Source organism: Brakhagea baltica, from assembly GCF_052161605.1.
In the GTDB taxonomy this organism is placed as follows: Bacteria; Planctomycetota; Planctomycetia; order Pirellulales; family Pirellulaceae; genus JBKCUI01.
The window spans coordinates 650,864-669,503 of sequence record NZ_CP197409.1 but is presented as its reverse complement, the minus strand read 5'-3'; the positions used below and the strand labels follow the sequence as shown (position 1 = coordinate 669,503).

Genomic DNA, 18,640 nt, shown 5'->3' with positions numbered 1-18,640 from the left:
GGTTTAACTTTGCTTGCAATCCGCAGTTGCTAATTAAACAGTAGTTGGTTGAGCTACTTCCAAGTGCGATATTTCTCCGGAACCCGTTCCATTTCAAGGGTTAACGACAACTGTTCGCACTGTGCTTGAGCGGTTCGCGATTTTCTCTTCCAGGTGGATTTGCCGATCTCATGCAAAACGGCTTTCACCGTACCATTCCTAAACAGCTCTGTGATATTTAAGCCTTTCATTACGACATGCATATTGTTGTTCGCGGTACTCATCCCAACTGCCGCTGCAATTCGGCTCGATGACCGTCATGGCAAGATCGAGACAAAGAACGCTTTGCTCGTCGCAACCCATTCGGCTAACGAATTTTCGGGGCACGGCGATAGAGTCAGCAGCGCGACTTGTGCAGAATGCCACGCAGAAATTTACGCTTCGTACACCGAGCACCCGATGTGGAATTCCATTCGGGGCACCGCTCAAGATGACGATAGAGCTTGGACAAAGGGGGATCAGTTTATAATCCCTGGGAAGAAGCGTGTGCTCAAAGCGGAACGAGATTCAAAAGGCAGAACGGTTCATAGCGAGTCCATGTTCGATGCGACTGGGAAGTTAATTTATCAACAATCGCATACCATGGACTTTGTCGTTGGTTCGGGGCAAAGAGCGAAGGCTTACATCCGACAGGTTGGCGAAAGGCTCTATGTTTCGCCATTGAATTGGTACCACCGAGATGACCTATGGGCATTAGCCCCCGGGTACCGGCAGGATGATGTGCGACGCTTTCATCGTAGAGCAACCGAAGATTGCCTGGGATGCCACTCAGGATTTCCGAATAGTCTTGAAGCGGGAAGCGATCGTTTTGGGCAAAAACCATTCCATGAGATGGAAATCGGCTGTGAGCGTTGTCACGGAAATGGTTCTGGGCATGTCGCTCACCAGCGAGGCGATGTCGAAAGCATAGACAGCCAAGAGGACATCAAGAATCCATCCAAGCTGTCGATCGAACAAAGGGAAGCTGTCTGCTATCAATGCCATCTAGAAGCACGAGCTCGCGTTTTAAGACCCGGAAAAACGCATCTCGATTTTCAACCAGGGATGTTGCTCAGCGATATATGGGCGATTGTCGATCATGGAGCAGAAATCGACGCCGACAGCAGGACAAGAGCCGTGAATCATGTCCAGCAAATGAGAGATAGTGTTTGCTTTAACCGAAGCGATAAGCAGATGGGATGTATATCGTGTCATGATCCCCATTCGACGCCAAGTGAAGCGAACAAGCTGGAGTTCTATCGTTCGCGCTGCAATTCTTGCCACACTGGTGTGGGGAGCGGCAGTCAGACCTGCTCAGAAACAAACAACAATAGGTCGCAACGGGGGGATGACTGTATCGCTTGTCACATGCCGAACCTTTCCTCGACCAATATGACCCACGTAGCTCAAACCGATCATCGCATTCTGCGAAAACCTTTCGATCAACAGGAATCCGAATCGGCGCAATCCACTTTGACATTTTTTGATAATCATGGCGATCGTTTTCCAGGAACCGAGAAGGAGAGGAATCTTGTTCTAGGGACTATCATTCACTGCCAACGGCGTGGGATACCGATTCCCGACTCCGTATTGTCGTTTTTAAAGGAACTGGTCAAGGTCCGTCAAAACGATGCGGCGCTGTTTGTGGCCTTGGGATCCATGACGCAGTCCAAAGGGGATATGGAACAAGCGAGACGCTACTACCAGACGGCGGTCAACATTGAACCTACAAATGTCGCGGCATTGGATGGACTCTTTGATACTGCCTTTTTGCTTGAAAAGTGGCAGGAATGCATCAATCTTTCGGAAAAGCTCCTGAGCTCCGAACCTCAATACGCACGCGTCATCGCTATGAGAGGTGAGGCTTTCGCGAGACTTGGGTCGATGAACGAGGCGATACAGGAATGGGAAAAGGCAGTTGCGATCGATCCTGGGTTCGAAGCTCTTCACGAAATTCTTGCTGAAGTCTATGCCAGCCTGGGCAAGCAAGAGCAATCGGTTTTGCATAGAGATATACTCGAGCGACTCAGAACGTCAAAGATTCCAAATTTTCAAAAGTAGACGGCAACAGGAAAGCAATACAATCTGACAAATCAGTTAGCTCGGGGGTTCAGGATCCCTTTTGATCAGGACAACGGAACCTACCGACGACAAAGCCACGTTTCGCTTCATGCTTGGTCGACCTACCTACTGTTCTTGCTCGCCACATTCGAAACGAACTCGGTTTCATCTCCCTTCGCATGAGTTGAATCACTTGGTTCGGCGTCAGGCCAAACTGCCTCTCGATGGCATCAAAAGAAGTGCGATCCTCCCACGCCATTTGGACGATGCGACTTACCTCGTCAACGGTCAAACTCTCGAACCGGTCGCAATTCATGCTCTAGACCTCTTAATCAGAAAAGGGAGTAAACATGCAGTTCCACCGAAGACTAGGATTGCGATCGAACCACTAGACAGTTCGAATCGCCCCATTCCGGAGAACGTGTTGTAACAAGCGAAGAGGAGGGCGACCGCATGCGCCGTTGCAACGGATCGAACAATACGAAGACTGATCCGATCAGGCAGCCAACTCGTCAACCACGCCACCACCGCGAGCGTTTGTATTGCATGTAACGCTACACCGTGTGGAAATTTTAAGACGCCGCGCTCTCCCCAAAGCTCGGGGGAGTTGCCAAACTCCAACTGTTGATATCCGAACCTCGTAATGGCCGCCCCCAATATTCCTGAGATGATCAGATAGCCAAGCCCCCAACGGATAGCGCTCCTGTTGCTGATCGTTACTTCAGATCGAAATGGTCCCCGAAGACAGCGAATCCACAAAACCAAGATGATTCCCATGGCTATCGTAATCATCACCAACATCGATTGCTCGATCAGTGTGTTAAACGTACCGTTGCGATTGAAGTGACTGGTTTCACCACGCCATGGTTGCAGGGTGATCAAAGCCACCTCGATTAATAAGGTCATGCTCAGAAGCGTTCGAGCGACTAAGTGCCAAGGTCGTTGTGGAAGTTGCCGGAAACACCAATCGCAAGACCACAGGGTCACCCCTGTCGACACTCCAAACAATGCGGCCTTTCGAAACGATAGCGGATGATTGAGCGGCAAATCGCTAAAAATTGCAAGGCACCCGTGGAATGTACCGCTTAGTAGCAAGGCAACAACGCTAGTGAAAACAAACCTGTTGGTTGGAGTTTCGGATAGCGTAAAAACAATAAAACGGTCCTCTGCTGATGTGTCTGCAGTTTGAACGTTGATAGCATCTTGTTTGAGAACAGACGATTCGGGGCTCAAATTTGACCTTGGAAAAGCGGTTTGGACACAATCATACCTTCACTCATCGGAGATAAAGGATCTCTCGTGTGTTCCCAGATAGTTTAGGATCTTTGGCAAGGTCCACTACGTTTACTCGTTACAGTGCTTTTTACTCGTTACAGGGCTCTGCCTTGTAACGGGAGGCAACCAAGGCTCCCGCCTTGCGTCTTATTCACCCTCCGGCAATGCGAAGCGAGCTGGGGAGTCGCCTGCGGCGACGAAAGACAAAACACCGGCGACGTTAGATTGCTGGGTATGCGGATGGGCGGTGAAGATGCTAGAGCCCTAAACGCAGGGCGTTGCCCGTGCGGTTAAACGTGCCACCCAGAACTGCCCCCGGGGGGCTAGATTGTCTTGGTTAACGCTCATAAACAGGCAAAATCTTGTCGGTTGGTCGATCGTAGACGATCTTGCCGTTTACGATCGCTTTCTCGACATAACTGCGATAGTCGAGAGGCGGCCCGTTCAAAATGAGCAGATCCGCGTCCTTACCGACCTCGATGGAACCAATTCTATCCTGTAGCCCTAGCATGGTGGCTGGAACGATGGTAATGCTTGCCAAGGCTCGGGCTTCGCTTGCCCCGCCGCGCACCGCAAAGGCCGCCTCAAGCGGAAGACTTGTTAGATCGCGCCCGGCTAGTCCATCGAGGCTGATCGATTGCCCAAGAGGTTGAACAGCGAACGGCACGCCGGCTTCCTCGAGAACACGAGGCAGCTCGATCCAACTGCCAGAGGTTTCCTCTTCGCCAAATCGGGGTCTACGCTTGGTACGTGGAGTAATGATCGCCGATACACCGCTCTCCGCCAGTTCCGTCGGAATGACCCACGCTTCGACGCCACCGGAAATGACCTGTTTGTAATCAAACTCCTTGGAAAGTTGTAACAATTCACGGATCTCGCTGACTCGGCTCGCTGGGATTCGCAATGCGATCTCCTTTTTCAGCAATTGCAGAATCTCATCTCCCACCGGTTTCCGCGGTGGAGGTACATTCTTGCCTTCCTTGATCGCTAGCTCGTGAGCCGCCTGCTCTTTAAGGTACTCTTTACCCTTTTTCAGCTGCGATCTCCATGACTCCTGATTGGTGGGCCCTGTAAGTGCACCCGGCGTTAACTCAAGAAAACCGCTTTCCTTTACTACCATGCCATCAATTGATTTGTAAGACATCTTGATAACGGCACTGATCTGCGGGACGATCGGTGATGGTTCGGTAGGTGTAATCGGCTCAGTCGGAAGTATCGGAAGATTGCAACATGGACAAAGTGGAGTCGCGTCGCCGAACGCCTTGATCTCATCACTTACCCAGTTCGCGACTTCTCGTTCGTCAGGATCAAAGCCGGGAAAGCGTTCCAACTCATAGAAACCATCTTCAGGGGAACGTCGCCGTCCTCCTCCACCTGAAAGCGGTACTTGGATGCATCCCGAAGTAATCCCTACACCCAAGGCCAACTGGATGTTGCGATCAAAAGGATTTAACTTATCTGAAAGTCGACCAGCACTTGAGGCGGCAGAGGTACCTACGCCCGACATCGCAATAGCGACAAATCCAGGCGTAATGATTTTACCCGTTGCATCGACTCGTTCTGCCCCTTCTGGAATATCAAGATTTTGTCCCAGACCGACGATCTTGCCATCCTCGATAATGATTGTTCCCTTACGGATCCTTTCACGTGTCACCGTGATAATATCTCCGCCAACCACCGCTACGATCTCTTTTTTCGGTTTCTCAGTCTTTGCTGCAGTCTCCGAAGGAGTTGTTCCCTTGCTGGGTTCCTCATTCGGTTTGGGTGACTGGGCATGAAGCAAATTGCCCGCCCCAATCGCAATTATCAATCCGATCACAATTCGTTGAATGCCACAGCATCCAAAAGTCCCTAGCTTTGTTCTCATATCTGCGACCATCTTACCAGCGAAACTTGCCATGATTCCTGACTCCTTGTTCTTCAACCACGACGAATAACACGGGATGTTAGTTGTCTTCATAAACAATGCCTCCTTCGACGTAAACCGATACAATCGACGTTTCGGCTTCAAAGGGCTCTCCATCGAGAACGATCATGTTGGCGAACTTGCCTGCTTCAAGTGAACCAATTTGCGATTGCAGACCGAGAAGTTCGGCCGGACCAAGTGTCGCTGCTTTCAACGCATCCTGCTTCGCAAGACCCGTTTTCGAAATGATCGACATCGCAAACAAGGGAGCGGACTCTGCTCTTGTCAATTCTGCATTTCTTAGCCCGAGCGAAAAGGCGAATGGAATCTTCGCATTGATCACCATGGAAGGCACGTTCATGCGGTTACGTGTATTGGGAACAATGTCGATTTGAGGAGGAAGCACAACGGTAGAGTTTTCTTTTGGTAGCTGACTCAACGCTTGGTAAGCATCTGTCCCGTTGGCAATCCAGACGACTTTGGCCTTGGGATAGTCTTTAAGAATTTGTATCGCGTAAAGAATTGTGGCTGCATTGTTGACGTTGAGCCAAAGTGACCGGTCTCCGTCTCGCACTTGCTTCCATAGCTTTTGCTCAGGGGTCAATTCCGCCGGTGGTCGAGTTGTACTCTCGTTAGCGGAGGCTGCGGCGGCTGGTTGTGCAGATCCAGGGGGTGTACCAGGAGGGCCGCCAACTCCGCCACGTCCACCTCGAACGGGAGCACCTGCACGCGGTGTCGCTGCCCCAGATCTAGCTCCAGCTTGCGTTCCAGAACCAGATGTTGGTTCCTTTAGATTATTGCGGAGCAAATCAAGACTCTGCGGAGTGTTTGTAAGGGTAACAACCAGCTGCGCCTTTTGTTCGACCCACTCGCTCAAATAACGCTCCGAACCCGGCTTAACAACCGCAGACTGGCAATAGCCAGGTGCGATCATTTGCATCGTGGTAACCCCATTGCGAGTCGGCAACTGCCAATCAATGGTATCCAGCCCGACGTTTTCGGACACAACGGTAAAAGCCGATGTGGTTGCCGCTGGGGATCCACCGGGCACCGTGAACGTCCTGCCTCCCACGGTGACAGTCCTAGACTCGCCAGCAGATGTTTCGCCGCTTGATGCGACAGGATAGAACACCCCGACCAAGCCAGGAATGACATGCTTACCAGTACCATCAAGCTTGCGAACCGAGATCGGTACTTCCAATTCTGTGCCTACTGCTTTGATTTTTCCAGCGGATACGTGGACACTCCCCCTCTCGAGGGTTCCTGCCTTACCCACCGTGTGAATCGTTGCATTTTCAAGAACAAAATCTTCTGCGCGAATCGTAGATGTTGCACATGCCATGCATACCGCTAGCACGGCAAATGTGTTGACATGCTGGAAGGTTTCCATCAGACAAGTTCGAAATTTAGGAACGTTCATATTAGAATCTCCGCCGGTCCTTCTTGATGTCATAAACGCTCGCACCGTTGATGAAAACTTGCTCGACGTAATTTCGTGGATCGATAATGGAGCCGGTTGCGATAACGATGTCGGCATCTTTTCCTGATTCCAGCGAGCCGACTCGATCGTCGATCATCAGTGCCTTTGCAGCCTCGATCGTAACCCCTTGGATCGCTTTTTCCTCATCCCATCCATACCGCACTGCCATGGTGGCTTGAAAAGAAAGCTCTTCCTGCGGAATAACCGGCGCGTCAGTATTCACCCCCAACGCGACTGTCCCACGATTCGCATACTCGACCACAATCCCTTTGATCTGTCCGTCGGACCTCTCGTACCAAAACCCTCGAGGCCCCGCCATGACGGGAATGTTTCGCTTGTTAACTTCCTCTGCCAGCTTGTAAGCATCAAACGTTCCGTGATCGATAACGATCTTCAGGTTCATCTCGTCGACTAACATTCGCAATGTGGACTGAACCACTTGATACTGTTGCGTGTGAACGACGACCGGAATCTCCTGATGGAATAGCGGCTTGAAATACTCAAGACGAAGATTCACTTCAGGCTTCTTCGAAATTCGTCCCGCCTCATAAGCGTCCCACTGGCGGACGTACATTTGCCCTTCCATGAGTTGCTGGCGGATAACGTGGTTCATGCCGACTTTTCCGGACCCAACCTCGCCCCCTTGCCGTTCAGGGTTTCCGGCTTGTGCAATCTTGAGGACACCAGGAGCCTTGATGATGACATCCGACATCTTGCCAGGGCCGGTCTTCATAAGAGTTCCCCAGCCACCCATGTTGGTCCCGCTTCCTGGGATAAAGCAAATGGTGGTGACCCCTCCGGCAATGGCAACCTTTAGGTCATCATTGTGCGGGATGATTTGATCCCAGTTACGTAGCTCTGGGTTGGTTTGATAAACCATTTCGTTCAGGTCACTTGTACCCCCAACGTGCGAGTGGGCTTCGATCAACCCAGGCATCGCAAAGGAGTTGGGATGATGAACCACCGGGCAACCCTCAGGGATACTGACCTCCCCAAACTTGCCAACCGCGACGATCTTCTTATCTGCCACAAGAATGACCCCGTCAATGATGGGGTCACTAACGCTGGTCAGCACCTTGCCCGCTCGAATAGCGACGGTTGCCTGCGGAGCCTCGGCTGTTTCCACATTTGGCTCCACAGCAGAATCCTGTCCGATGGCATAGCCAGCAAAACACCCCATTGCCATGAGCAAAATGGCAGATCTCAAACTTGAGAGTTGATTCCACATTATTGCGAATCCTTTTCGTAAACAATTTGTCCGTCGATCACGACCGCAAGAACCTCGGAGGCCAAATCAAGCGGCGAACCACTGAGGACCACAAAGTCTGCATCTTTGCCAACTTGAAGGGCACCGACAGAGTTCAATTGGAAAATTTCACTTGGTTTTTTAGATAATCCATCCAAAGCAACCTGCCTACCCAATCCTTTATAGACGGAATAGGAGATTGCATCGGCCAAGCCACCCGCCCTCGCAGCCGCTCCCGATTGGAACAGGATGGGGATAGATTGGAGCGATAGCTCGACAGGTAAGTGGATGGTCTCATCCCGAACGGTCTTGGTAAGGGTAGGCCCGACAACGATCGGGATCAAACGCTTCTTGTCCGTGTCGGCCATTTTGACTGCAACATCCCCGCCGACAATGACCAAATTCAATTGGTATTCGTCCTGGAAAACTCGCACCGCGACATCGAACAGCACATCGTCCTTAACCTCGACCATCGCTACGATCTGCTTTGCGAAAAGCGCTCGGTATGGCTCTAGATTCGCGACTTCTCTCGGTTTCTGCGGCTCCTTGGGAGCCTCCGGAGCCTTCAATTCTGCGTTGCTTGCCTGAGATGATGGTTGCGTACCACTGGCCGCGTCTGGTTTTGTTTCCGACTTTGCCCCTGCGGTCGTATCGGTCTTAGGTGCATCTTCCGGTTTACTTTCTGTAGCAGGAGGAGTGCCAAGCGGGGTTGCCCCCTCAGCCTTTTTGGTCTCTTCCTCTTTCTTGGCTTCCGCTGCCTTTACCGCTTCCTCGTATTTCTTCTTGGCTTCTTCGTATTCCTTTTTCTTGGTTTCATACTCAGCGAATTCCGCTTCGTATTTCTTCCAGCTATCCACATACTGCTTGGCCGCAGCCAACGTTCGCTTGATGGAGGATTCCGCTCCACTGACAGTTCCAGATAATGCAAACCGGATGGCTACCGGATCTTTGAGAACGCGAGGCTTGTCGGTCAGCTTAAACGCAACCACGGGGCTCGGCAGCTGCGACGAACTAAGAAACGCAGTCGTGAGCCCTCCCTTGCGAGCAGTCTGAATCGCTTCGTCATCAGTCGCAAGCACATTGCCGAGCTTGGTTTCGAGTCCAATCTGAGCAGTAAGGGGGGCACCTAGGCCCAGTTGCGATCCTACATCGATCATTCCAGGAACAATCACCCCCCCAGCAAAATGCCGACGAATCGCATTAGTCGGAATGGAAACGTCTCGTCCAACACCAATGAATTTGCCATTCGCTACAGCCAGCATCCCGTCGGATACAACTCCCCCGGGAGTATAAATCTGAGCCGCGCTAAACAGCGAGCCCGATGATTTGCCTTCGGACTGATACTCTTTCTTGCCGTTAACGTACGTCGCAACAATTTCGGTCCCATCTCGCAGCGGTTCCCCCGTTAGAACAATAAAGTCGGCATCGGCCCCTGCCTTGATAACACCGATTTTGTTTGCCTGTCCCGACATGGTGGCTGGGTTAGCCGTCAACATTTTGACGACTTGTTCGACCGAAATCCCTCCACGCAGGAACGACTTGGCGAGAAACATGACTTCCTGCAAATCGCCATCGGTGCCAGGTTGAATAGCCAGTTTGGACTCAAATCCCAAGCTAATCAGTTTGGCTGCATTTTTCCAACTGGGCGAGAAACTACTCTCAGGATCATCATCCGAAACTACATTCGTAACAGTACCTGGCCTGGCATCGGGACGTAGAACGATTCCCGCCAACTCAGTAGACTTCCAAAGTGAATCGTTTTCGAATGGTACAATCGACGTTGGGAAAAAGAGCATCCAGTTCAATTCAAATCGGTTTGCAAGCCCAATAGCTGCCTCTATTTCCGACTGACTCTCTGCCGTGACGCGAAAAACCGATTTCCTCTTCAGTGCACTCGCTAGAGTCGACAATCGGTCATCGGTGTCCGATGCGTCGGATTGACTCGACTCCAACAAAGCCGCTAAACCCGTTACCAACTCCAGATAGCTCGCACCAAGCTGCGGTCGCGTTGGCTCCAAGGGGCGATCAATGGAGACCGCTCCGACAGGTGGCTCGTAGACGGTAGGTGGATTCAACGCACTCTTCGCCAGGACCACCTTGATTCCACTCGATTCGCTGAGCAATCTCGAGTCAGCTAAGCCGGTCCCGAGCTTGACCATCGCAGCTTGTCCAGGCATGAACCGACGACTGGTCGGCGACACATGTACACTCGTAATGCCCGAAGCTACATACGCATTGACATCTCGATAGAAATCGAACGCGTCGATCGCACGATACTCCGGGGTAACGTTTCGTTCGTCCTCGGTGCCACCGATTCCGATCGAACTTTCCATGGCCACGATACCGGGCATGACACTACAGCCAGCCAAGTTGTGACGCTTGGCACCTGCTGGAACCACAACATCCGCAACTGATCCCGCATTCTGAATCGTGCCGTTCTCAACCACGATGACGGCATTTTTGATAGGCGGTCCATCACCCGGCCAAAGAGTATCTACAAAGTAAGCATCGATCTCTCCTGCGGTAACTATTGAGGTAGACACGAGCAGGAAAAGGAAACTCAGAGAGTAACTCCAACAAAAACTGGATCGCATGTGTTTACTCCGCCGTAGGGGAAAGTAGACGGGCCAGTTTTTGGTCTTCGGATCGATCGTAGACGACCTCACCGCGAACAATGGTTTTGTCGACCCAAGTCTCCAGCTTGAGCGGTTCCCCTGTGAGAATGACCAAGTCGGCATCTTTACCAACCTCAATCGATCCCACAAATTCATCAATGCCTAACATCTGGGCGGGCACGAGTGACAGCTTCTTCAATGCGTCCGCTTCGGACATGCCGTTCTTCACCGCAACTGCCGCTTGGTACCAGAAATAGCTGCTGGCTGAGGTCGTTCGGGTCGAACTGTCTGAGGTTTGGAACACGAAAGGGACTCCAGCGTCTTGGAATACCTTGGTCAAGATTATCTTCTTGTCTTGTTTGGTACGCGGGTCTGTTTCCCAGAAGATAAGGTTTGGATCGAGCACAACCGGTTGCTTCAAGTCCTTTAGAAGCTCAGCCGCCTTGTAAGTGCTACGGCCCAGTACGAGCGTCGCATTGAGTGAGTACTCCTTGACCATCGAAAGAGCTGTCGTAACATCCATCGCAGTGTCGCAATAGAGAAACACAGGCAACTTACCTTGAACGACGAGCATCATCGCTTCGAGACCTTTCGTGGTCTGAGCTGCTGACGGTTGCTCGGCCCCATCCTGAGCGCCTTCCCCTTTGTTGTCATCGGTTTGCTCAGCAGGCTTCTGCTCGTCGGTCGATTGTGCGGTTCCCTCTGCTGGTTTTTCGTCCTTGGCCGCCTCCGGCTTGCTCTGCTTTTCTACCGCCGTTTTGGCCTTCTCCAGCTCGCGTCGCAGTTTGGAGATATGCCCCATTCGACTTCCTGATGAAGGCCGTAGCGAAATCTTCATTCCGACATCCCGCTTGACGATCATGTCATTCACGTACTGGCCGGAAGTCTTGAGCACGACCCCTTGACCTCCGATGAGTGTGCTATTGCCTGGCAAAATTGCGGCCGTCGTAACACCGCTCCTGCGACACTCTTCGAAAAACTCCATGACAGGGTCGATGCCGTCAACGACCGACAAGAAAGGAACGTTCTCATTCCTCTCGTTCGCCTGCCCCATTCCTTCGGATGTGTGAGGATCGACGAAGCCCGGCATGACCACTTGTCCGGAAACGTCTATGACTTTCGCTTCCAGCGGAACTTTGACATCCGCCCCGACCGCCTCAATCTTTCCATCGCGGACGATGATCGTCCCTTTCTCGATCGGATCCCCCGCGAGGGTTATGATCTTGGCACCAACGAGTGCCAAAGTGTCATTTCCGAGAGCTCCCTCACTCATTCCCCAAAGCGAGGCAAAAGAACCAATAGCCAGTGCAAACGCTTTCATGCCTATACCTTTCCGACTCAGGTTGGAGATAGTATGTCTCAAGTGCAAACTCAAAGCTGACGCTCCTAACCTACGAACAACACGCTGAACCGAACTCATTTCTTCTCCGATTCCGCTGAATGAATTTTTCCGTTGACCATGACCCATGCCATTGCTGAGGTGAACTCTAGAGGATCACCGTTGAACGCGACCAAGTCTGCATCTTTGCTTTCTTCGATCGATCCAACTTGACCATCGATCTTTAAAATCTTGGCTGGGTTGAGTGTAATACTTTGCAATGCGATATCTCGGGCTAATCCAAAGCGAGTTGCAAATCTCGCTTGTTCCAACAGATCGCTACCTGCCAAGCAGAAATCGATTTCGGCATCAGCGAACTGGCTGGCCACATTCCATCGCTTTTGCGTTCCCTCGGGACCTCTCAATGCGGAACTGCTCGATCTCGAAGTTAAGTCAATGTAGATAATCGCAGGCTTGCGTTCCACGATATCGTCCATGATTCGGTACGCCTCTTCTCCTCCGACGATGATCGGGCGAATGCCGAATTCATCCTGGAGCGTAAATGTGCTTCGGATGTCAACATCCTTGCGGCTTACTGAGTATATGGGCAGTTCCCCTTTCATGGCCGTCGCGATGATCTCGCGACTCTCATCATTCAAAAACGATGCGGGCAAATCTTTCTGCGTCCTGTGCAACGCACTCCGCAGAATCCAGACCACCCCCATGCGATTCGTCGGTTGACGCATAAAAATCGTGTCAGGTCGCCCGCGTGCTTGATTCCGTGCCGTCGGATCACTACTTAACGCAATCGTCAATCCATGCTTATCACTTAGAACTTGAGGTTTATCGCCTTTTGCCCCGGCACCACTCACCTTAACAATGCTAGAGCAACCTGCGATGACGCTCTGAGTACCCGGCAACAAGTGAGCGGTCGTAACTCCCTCGTCGATCGCCTCGCGGAAATCTCGCGAGTTCGGATTCAACGAGAACGAGGTGTAAAAATCAGGAGCAACCTCGGTCGAAATTTCCGAGGTCCCACCCGCTATTCCGTAAGATGCGGCTGCATTGACGATACCGGGCATCACCCACTCCGCTTCCACAGTTTCGACATCTCTGGCTTCGATAGATTGTGCAAGCAGCTTGATCTTTCCATTCTGAACCAATATAGCTCCCGGCGAGATGGTTTTTCCCGTCCCGAGCACGACATGTTTGGCCTTTACCAAAAGCAGACTGCTGGCTTCTTCCTCGCTGTCGCCAAACGAGGCTGCTTCGATCCTTGGTTGACTGGTCGCACTAAAACAAAAACTCAGTGCGAGGAGCCAGAGAAATTGTGACCGTTTCATTATTCGTTCTCCTCGTTGACAACTACGCTGCCGTTGCAAACTCTAGCCACAATTTTGCTCGTTAAGTTAAGCGGATCTCCTGACCACACCAAAAGCTCTGCCGACTGGTCGGTTTGGAGCCCCGTGCTCGCAGCGGCCTGCGGGTAAAGCTTGGAAAGTCCATGAGTGACTGCGTAACGTGCCCAATCGGGATCCATACCGTGCCGGACGGCGAGACTTGCTGTGGCTCGGATCTGCAAACCGGTGTCACCTCCGAAATAGACTTCTACGCCTGCACGATGGCATGTTACCAAATCGTCCATGTAGACCGGGTAATCTGCATCTCTAACTGGGAGTGCGATCACCGCCACCCCCGACTCTTTAAGCTCAGAAGCATATCCAGCCCAGTTCTTCGCACCAAAAAAGGCGGCTCGCAACTTGAAGTCACGAACCAATCGCAAAGCTGCTTCGATCTCCGCTTCATCGTTGACTTGGAACAAGACCAACTGGCTCTGATCTAGAATTTTGGCGATGACTGCTCCCTTGGCCTCATCGATCTTCGAGAGGGTCGCGTCGGGAACATAGAGCCGGGACGGCAACCGCTTGCCTTCAAACGTATCGCGCACAAATTTCACTTGTCCGGCTAGACTGGATGGGAAACGATCGACGCTGCGGGCATCATTTGTGAGCACGATCTTCGAAGCAACTTGGCCCACAACTCTGCTGCGATCTCGATCTACAGAAAACACCGACAGTTGCCCGGCGAAGGTATTACTGGAGGAAGTCGTGAGGGCTACTAACCCCAACCCTGTGGCGTCGATTTTCTTTAGCTGCTGCTGATCGGCAAGCGATAAATCATTCGCCGACAGATGTGAGGAATCGGAGTCTGTTCCTCGAGTGTTGGAATCTAGTCCCAATGTCGAATAAGCAGATCCAAGACTTGGTGTAACGAAGTAGTTTCCTAGGTCGATAGCCTCTGCACCCGATTCGGCCGCGGAGTCGGCAGACGTTGCTAAGCGTGTAATCTTGCCGTTGGCCACCGTGATTTCACCTGCCTTAAGGCCATCCGCCAAAAGCAGATTCGTGGACTTCAATGAGAAACCATCGGATGACTTGGCGAGTGCCTGTAAAGCTTCGTAAGACTTCGAGCTCGGAGAAGTCGCCGCGACAAGGACCTTGGCAGATTCCGGTTGCTTGATCAGCTTGCCATCCACCACAACGAGACTGACTGGCGATGTGGTATCGAGTGGGTCCCCAGCAAAGCCGACTAAGTCCGCTTTGAAACCAGCTGCCAGGACACCGAGTTGCTTATCACATCCGATCAATCTAGCAGCATCGGCGGTAACAGATCGCAGGAGCGAATCTCGATCAACCCCCAGTGCTTCCGCAGCGGCTAAGTGTTCTCTCAGCATTCGCGAACCGATCCGGGAGTTTGATTTCGTTTGGACAGCGACAACTCCTTCGTAACCCTTGACTAAATCCTTCAATTGCGAGGTCCGCTGAGCCTGTTGCTTGGATGGTATCCCGAGAGAAAAGAGTGGCCCCATAACGATGGGAGCTCTGAGTTTCTTTACGTCGTTCAAGGCCGAGCCGAGTTGATCGAGTCCCTCGTAGACCCACTGGACATCCGAAAAAGTCGTCTTGAGCTCCATCGCGTAGCGAACATCGTTTGCATTGCGAACTTCCAGGCGTACCGGGATTTTGCCAGTGATGACACCGATGAGACGCTCCTTAACAAGGTCTTTATCTGGTTTGACCAGTTTCTTGGGCTCTTCTTTTGTTGTCGGCGTGGATGCTGGTCCCGATGCATCTTTAGATGTTGATGGAGAATCCGCAGTGGGAGGCGTACCACCCGCGTTTGGTGTTCCCGAATTGGGCGGTCCTGAGCCAGGGCCTCCTGAGCCTGGCGGCCCAGAGCCAGGAGCCCCAGTGCCTGGTGGGCCACGCCGACCACGTCCGACACCTTCGCCCGGCGTTCGGGGGGCCGGTTCCGCTTGGTTCGGTGCGGCTTCTTGCTTAGGTGTTTCTGTCTTCTTGTCCGCTTCTTCCTTTTCCTTTACAGCTTTCTCGTAGTCGTCCCATTTCTTCTTGTAGTCCACGACACCTTGCAAATTCCGCTTGATGGCTTCGAATCGTGCTGCACGATCCCGGTTAGAAGGCGCCGTTCCAAACGACATTTGCAAACCAGCAGTTGGGTTATGGATTTGCAACGAGCCGTTTGCCCCCGGTGCTACAGAAACCGCAGCTCCTAGGCCACTCATCGCGCCCGCCGACGACGGCTGCACGTATACGGTCGTGACACCTGCTTGGAGCACGTCGGCCCAGTCTTCCGCGAAGGGGTCGAGAGAGTCGGTAGCGAGCAAGCTACCGTCGGAGGAGCCTGCATCACCGGGCGGATCGGCCATCCAAAGTTGACTGTTCAAATCGATCCATCCAGGGGTAATGGTCAAATTCTTGGCATCGATGATTTCGGATTCGGCCGGGATTTCCAAGCTTTCGCCCCCAACGGCCTCGATGAGCCCGCCCCGGATGACAACCCGTCCGTTGGCGAGAACGTCGCCAGCCATCGTGTGGATGGTCGCATTGATTATGACGGTCGCAGGGGCAGTAGACTTGGAGGCATCTGCGGAATCTTGAGAAGGCTTCGCGTCGGCTACGTTCGTTTGCTCGCTAGCTACGGTCTGCTGGTCATCTTGAGCTGCTTCGAGGGATCGGGTCGAAGCCAAAAATGAGATCGCCGCGCACAGCAACGCCACCGCGAAAAAGCTTGATTTACTATTAAGAAAGCCCCCTCGATTTGCAAAAGTCGCAAAAGAACTGACAGTGAAGAGCCAACTGGTCAGTTTGCTCGAATTCAACTTTCGTCTGAGATCGATCATGGTCACCGGTGCTTGCACAAAGTAAGTCGAACATGCTTGTTGACGACTGGTCGGCGGGGAGGTTTGTCACGGACGAACCAAAGCTCCGCAAGGGCCGCAGCCGTTCTTCAGGACGAGGCGAAGAGAGAGGAGTCGCCTGAGCCGTACGCACAGTCTAGTTCAGATATAGTAGCATTGATGCAAAATTTTGCACCTCTTTAATTTCTCATCACCCGAAAAGCCCGAATTTCGGCGAAATTTTGAGACTTCTCGCTGAACGCACCAGTGAACAACTCGTTCCACGGCTCTGCCTTGGAATGACCTGCTTTGGAGGCTCTGCCTCGCGAGTGATGCCGTCATGGCATCAATGAATCGTCTATACTTCCTTGTACCACCTGGAAGTGTCAGGAACGACATCGGAAAAAGTGCGTGGGCCAAGAAATTTTGCGGAACTGCATGAGGCATAGCCGACGTTTCTTTTCGAAAACGGCTGGAACCTCTTTCGAGGTACCCTTGGTTCCCAGTTATCAATGGGCCAAGCCTCTCTTTGTTGAACAGTTTTTCGCAGGGAGAGACATCTAAGCGTCGGCATCGAATATGTCTGAGTCCCACCAACCCACTTCAAAACAATAGATTACACCGCGAGAGATGAGAGTGACGCAAGAGTTGTCTAGAAAATCGTTGCTCATCAATCCTCTTGCGTTTCTCTTATCTCTGGCGGTGTGGAAATTTTTATCACGGACAGAATGGGGACGCAGGAAAGCGCTAGGATAAACCGGGGGGCGTGGTCGGCATCGAAACGGTGTGTGTCCCCAAAATGTTCCATCGGAAACCCCGACAAACTAGTACGACTTGTAGCAAAAAACGTACTGTCCTTTTTTCCGGGATCGTCTCAATTTACTAATTCCCCACCGGGAGTAGGGTGATGGTCACCTCTGTTTCCTGTTCTTCCTTGAGATGGACCATCGTGCCAATACCAGGACGATCCGACTCCATTTTATAACCCATCTTGCTGGCAGCTATGGGCACGAAGCGACCTGTTGGCATAGAGGCTAGAATTGCGACCCCGCTTTCGTCTGTGTTGGCTGCGTAGATATTTTTGCATTCCCAATTGTACTCACCAGCTTCCCGTGATTTGACCAAGGCATCCGACATCGAGAATGCCTCGCCAAGTATTTGCGAACCCGACTCGAACCAATATTGATTAGGGGAGGAAACCACTCTTGCTCCGGGAATTGGTTGACTGGCGTTATCGAGGACTGTCACCCGGACCGACGTGGCTGGTGTCATATGCAATACAGAATCCGTTTGTGCGCCCTTTATCCGGACCACTTGGGGGTAAGTAAAGTACTCACTCATCTCTTCGGCCTCGGCTTTGAAATGGGGCAGCACCTCCGCTTGCGTCGGGCTCTTTGGTACCCAATCATCACAAGTCGGGATCAATTGCAGGATCTCATTTGATGGTAAGGATTCAAATACAAAAGTCCCGTCATCGAGCAGAGCAGTGTGCTCAAACCAAGTCCATGTCGATTTCCAATCGCCGCGTTGATTTCCGTTCGCCGGTCTAACGATCATGGCAGCGACCCGCCCATTCTTTATTGGTCTGGCTACGGACTCGTCGAGACGTCCCGTTACTCGTGTACCTTTCGAGAGTTTGATATCGCGAAGCATTATCCGGCTTTGGTCTCTAGAGTTGACTTCGATCAACTGACTGAACAGATTGGGTTCTCCTGATCTGATTCGAATCAATCGTAACCAAATCTTGCCTGACTCAAACGCAGGAGAAAGGAGCGTTCCATTTTCAGTAAGTTTCCACTCTGCCATACGCGACTCCCCACTAACCAACCCATATAAGTCAGAGGAAATTCGCTCGCCCGATGCCGAATCGACTGCGGTAGCGGCTATACGAAACCCATGTTGCAATTTGGCTTCAGCAGGTTGCTGACCCGTTCTGAAATCCGCTCGAAAGGTCACGAAATCAGGGTGTGTAACGGAAATGGTAATCGTACCCACCTCGAAATTTTCGCCGACATTCTTTGGATAGGAAATCTCGACTTCACCGTCAGCATTTGTTATAGGAGTCCCATCGGGGCCATATTGCTTCCGGTTCCAGCCCCGATGGCTCGCAGGCTCAAGCGTTGTTCGCAATCCGACAGGCAATACTTTTGCATTCTCCACAGGGTAACCATCCGGATCAATCACCCTCACCTTGAACAATAAAATCTCTTGTTTCTGGTTATCGTCTCCGATTGCACTAAGTGCTTCCTGTGCGTGTGGCGGCAGGAAACCCAAACCCAACATGAGTGTAGATACGATGATGCTTTGAGCGAGATCCATTGTCTTTCAACCTTATCTTAATCTTTTACTTACCACCCACTCATCCAAAAGCACGCGACCGGACTAAATGTGAGGGTCACCGCGACAGCAAACAATCTTACTTTATCTGATCCTGACTGCTTGGGGACACAGCATTTTTTTGAACCGTCGAATTGTAGCGGCTGTTGAGAAATACGAAAAAGCGGTCGACGCTCAAAAGGGACC

At 51.9% G+C, this 18,640-nt stretch carries 11 protein-coding genes; 1 reads left to right on the top strand and 10 read right to left on the bottom strand.

Annotation, left to right across the window (positions count from 1 at the left end; translation table 11 throughout):
• Window positions 1-210 precede the first annotated feature (210 nt).
• Window positions 211-2,079 (top strand): tetratricopeptide repeat protein, encoded by a 1,869-nt coding sequence (locus SH449x_RS02595; protein ID WP_482379760.1) that lies wholly within the window; start codon window positions 211-213, stop codon window positions 2,077-2,079.
• 49 nt (window positions 2,080-2,128) lie between these two features.
• Here the strand turns inward: SH449x_RS02595 and SH449x_RS02590 are convergent, their stop codons facing one another.
• From SH449x_RS02590 to SH449x_RS02545, 10 genes are all read right to left on the bottom strand, one after another.
• On the bottom strand, window positions 2,129-2,395 hold the full coding sequence (locus SH449x_RS02590) for a TIGR03643 family protein (protein ID WP_482379759.1): 267 nt from the start codon (window positions 2,393-2,395) through the stop codon (window positions 2,129-2,131).
• A complete protein-coding gene (locus SH449x_RS02585; RefSeq protein ID WP_482379758.1) occupies window positions 2,392-2,985 on the bottom strand; it encodes a hypothetical protein in 594 nt (197 codons plus the stop codon). Before SH449x_RS02585 ends, SH449x_RS02590 begins: the two co-directional genes overlap by 4 nt.
• A 706-nt stretch (window positions 2,986-3,691) precedes the next feature.
• Entirely contained in the window at window positions 3,692-5,254 is a 1,563-nt protein-coding gene (locus SH449x_RS02580) for an amidohydrolase family protein (RefSeq protein ID WP_482379757.1), read from the bottom strand.
• 46 nt (window positions 5,255-5,300) lie between these two features.
• Window positions 5,301-6,680: an amidohydrolase family protein gene (locus SH449x_RS02575; protein WP_482379756.1), complete on the bottom strand. Its 1,380-nt coding sequence runs from the start codon at window positions 6,678-6,680 to the stop codon at window positions 5,301-5,303.
• 1 nt (window position 6,681) lies between these two features.
• Window positions 6,682-7,968, bottom strand: coding sequence for an amidohydrolase family protein (locus tag SH449x_RS02570; RefSeq protein ID WP_482379755.1), 1,287 nt, complete (start codon window positions 7,966-7,968; stop codon window positions 6,682-6,684).
• A complete protein-coding gene (locus SH449x_RS02565; protein WP_482379754.1) occupies window positions 7,968-10,529 on the bottom strand; it encodes an amidohydrolase family protein in 2,562 nt (853 codons plus the stop codon). The genes SH449x_RS02570 and SH449x_RS02565 overlap by 1 nt, the downstream gene beginning before the upstream one ends.
• A gap of 55 nt (window positions 10,530-10,584) precedes the next feature.
• Window positions 10,585-11,922, bottom strand: a complete 1,338-nt coding sequence (locus tag SH449x_RS02560; RefSeq protein WP_482379753.1) for an amidohydrolase family protein — start codon at window positions 11,920-11,922, stop codon at window positions 10,585-10,587.
• 95 nt (window positions 11,923-12,017) lie between these two features.
• On the bottom strand, window positions 12,018-13,262 hold the full coding sequence (locus SH449x_RS02555; protein ID WP_482379752.1) for an amidohydrolase family protein: 1,245 nt from the start codon (window positions 13,260-13,262) through the stop codon (window positions 12,018-12,020).
• Window positions 13,262-16,120, bottom strand: a complete 2,859-nt coding sequence (locus SH449x_RS02550; RefSeq protein ID WP_482379751.1) for an amidohydrolase family protein — start codon at window positions 16,118-16,120, stop codon at window positions 13,262-13,264. Before SH449x_RS02550 ends, SH449x_RS02555 begins: the two co-directional genes overlap by 1 nt.
• An 879-nt stretch (window positions 16,121-16,999) precedes the next feature.
• On the bottom strand, window positions 17,000-18,436 hold the full coding sequence (locus SH449x_RS02545; protein WP_482379750.1) for a hypothetical protein: 1,437 nt from the start codon (window positions 18,434-18,436) through the stop codon (window positions 17,000-17,002).
• Window positions 18,437-18,640: the final 204 nt, after the last annotated feature.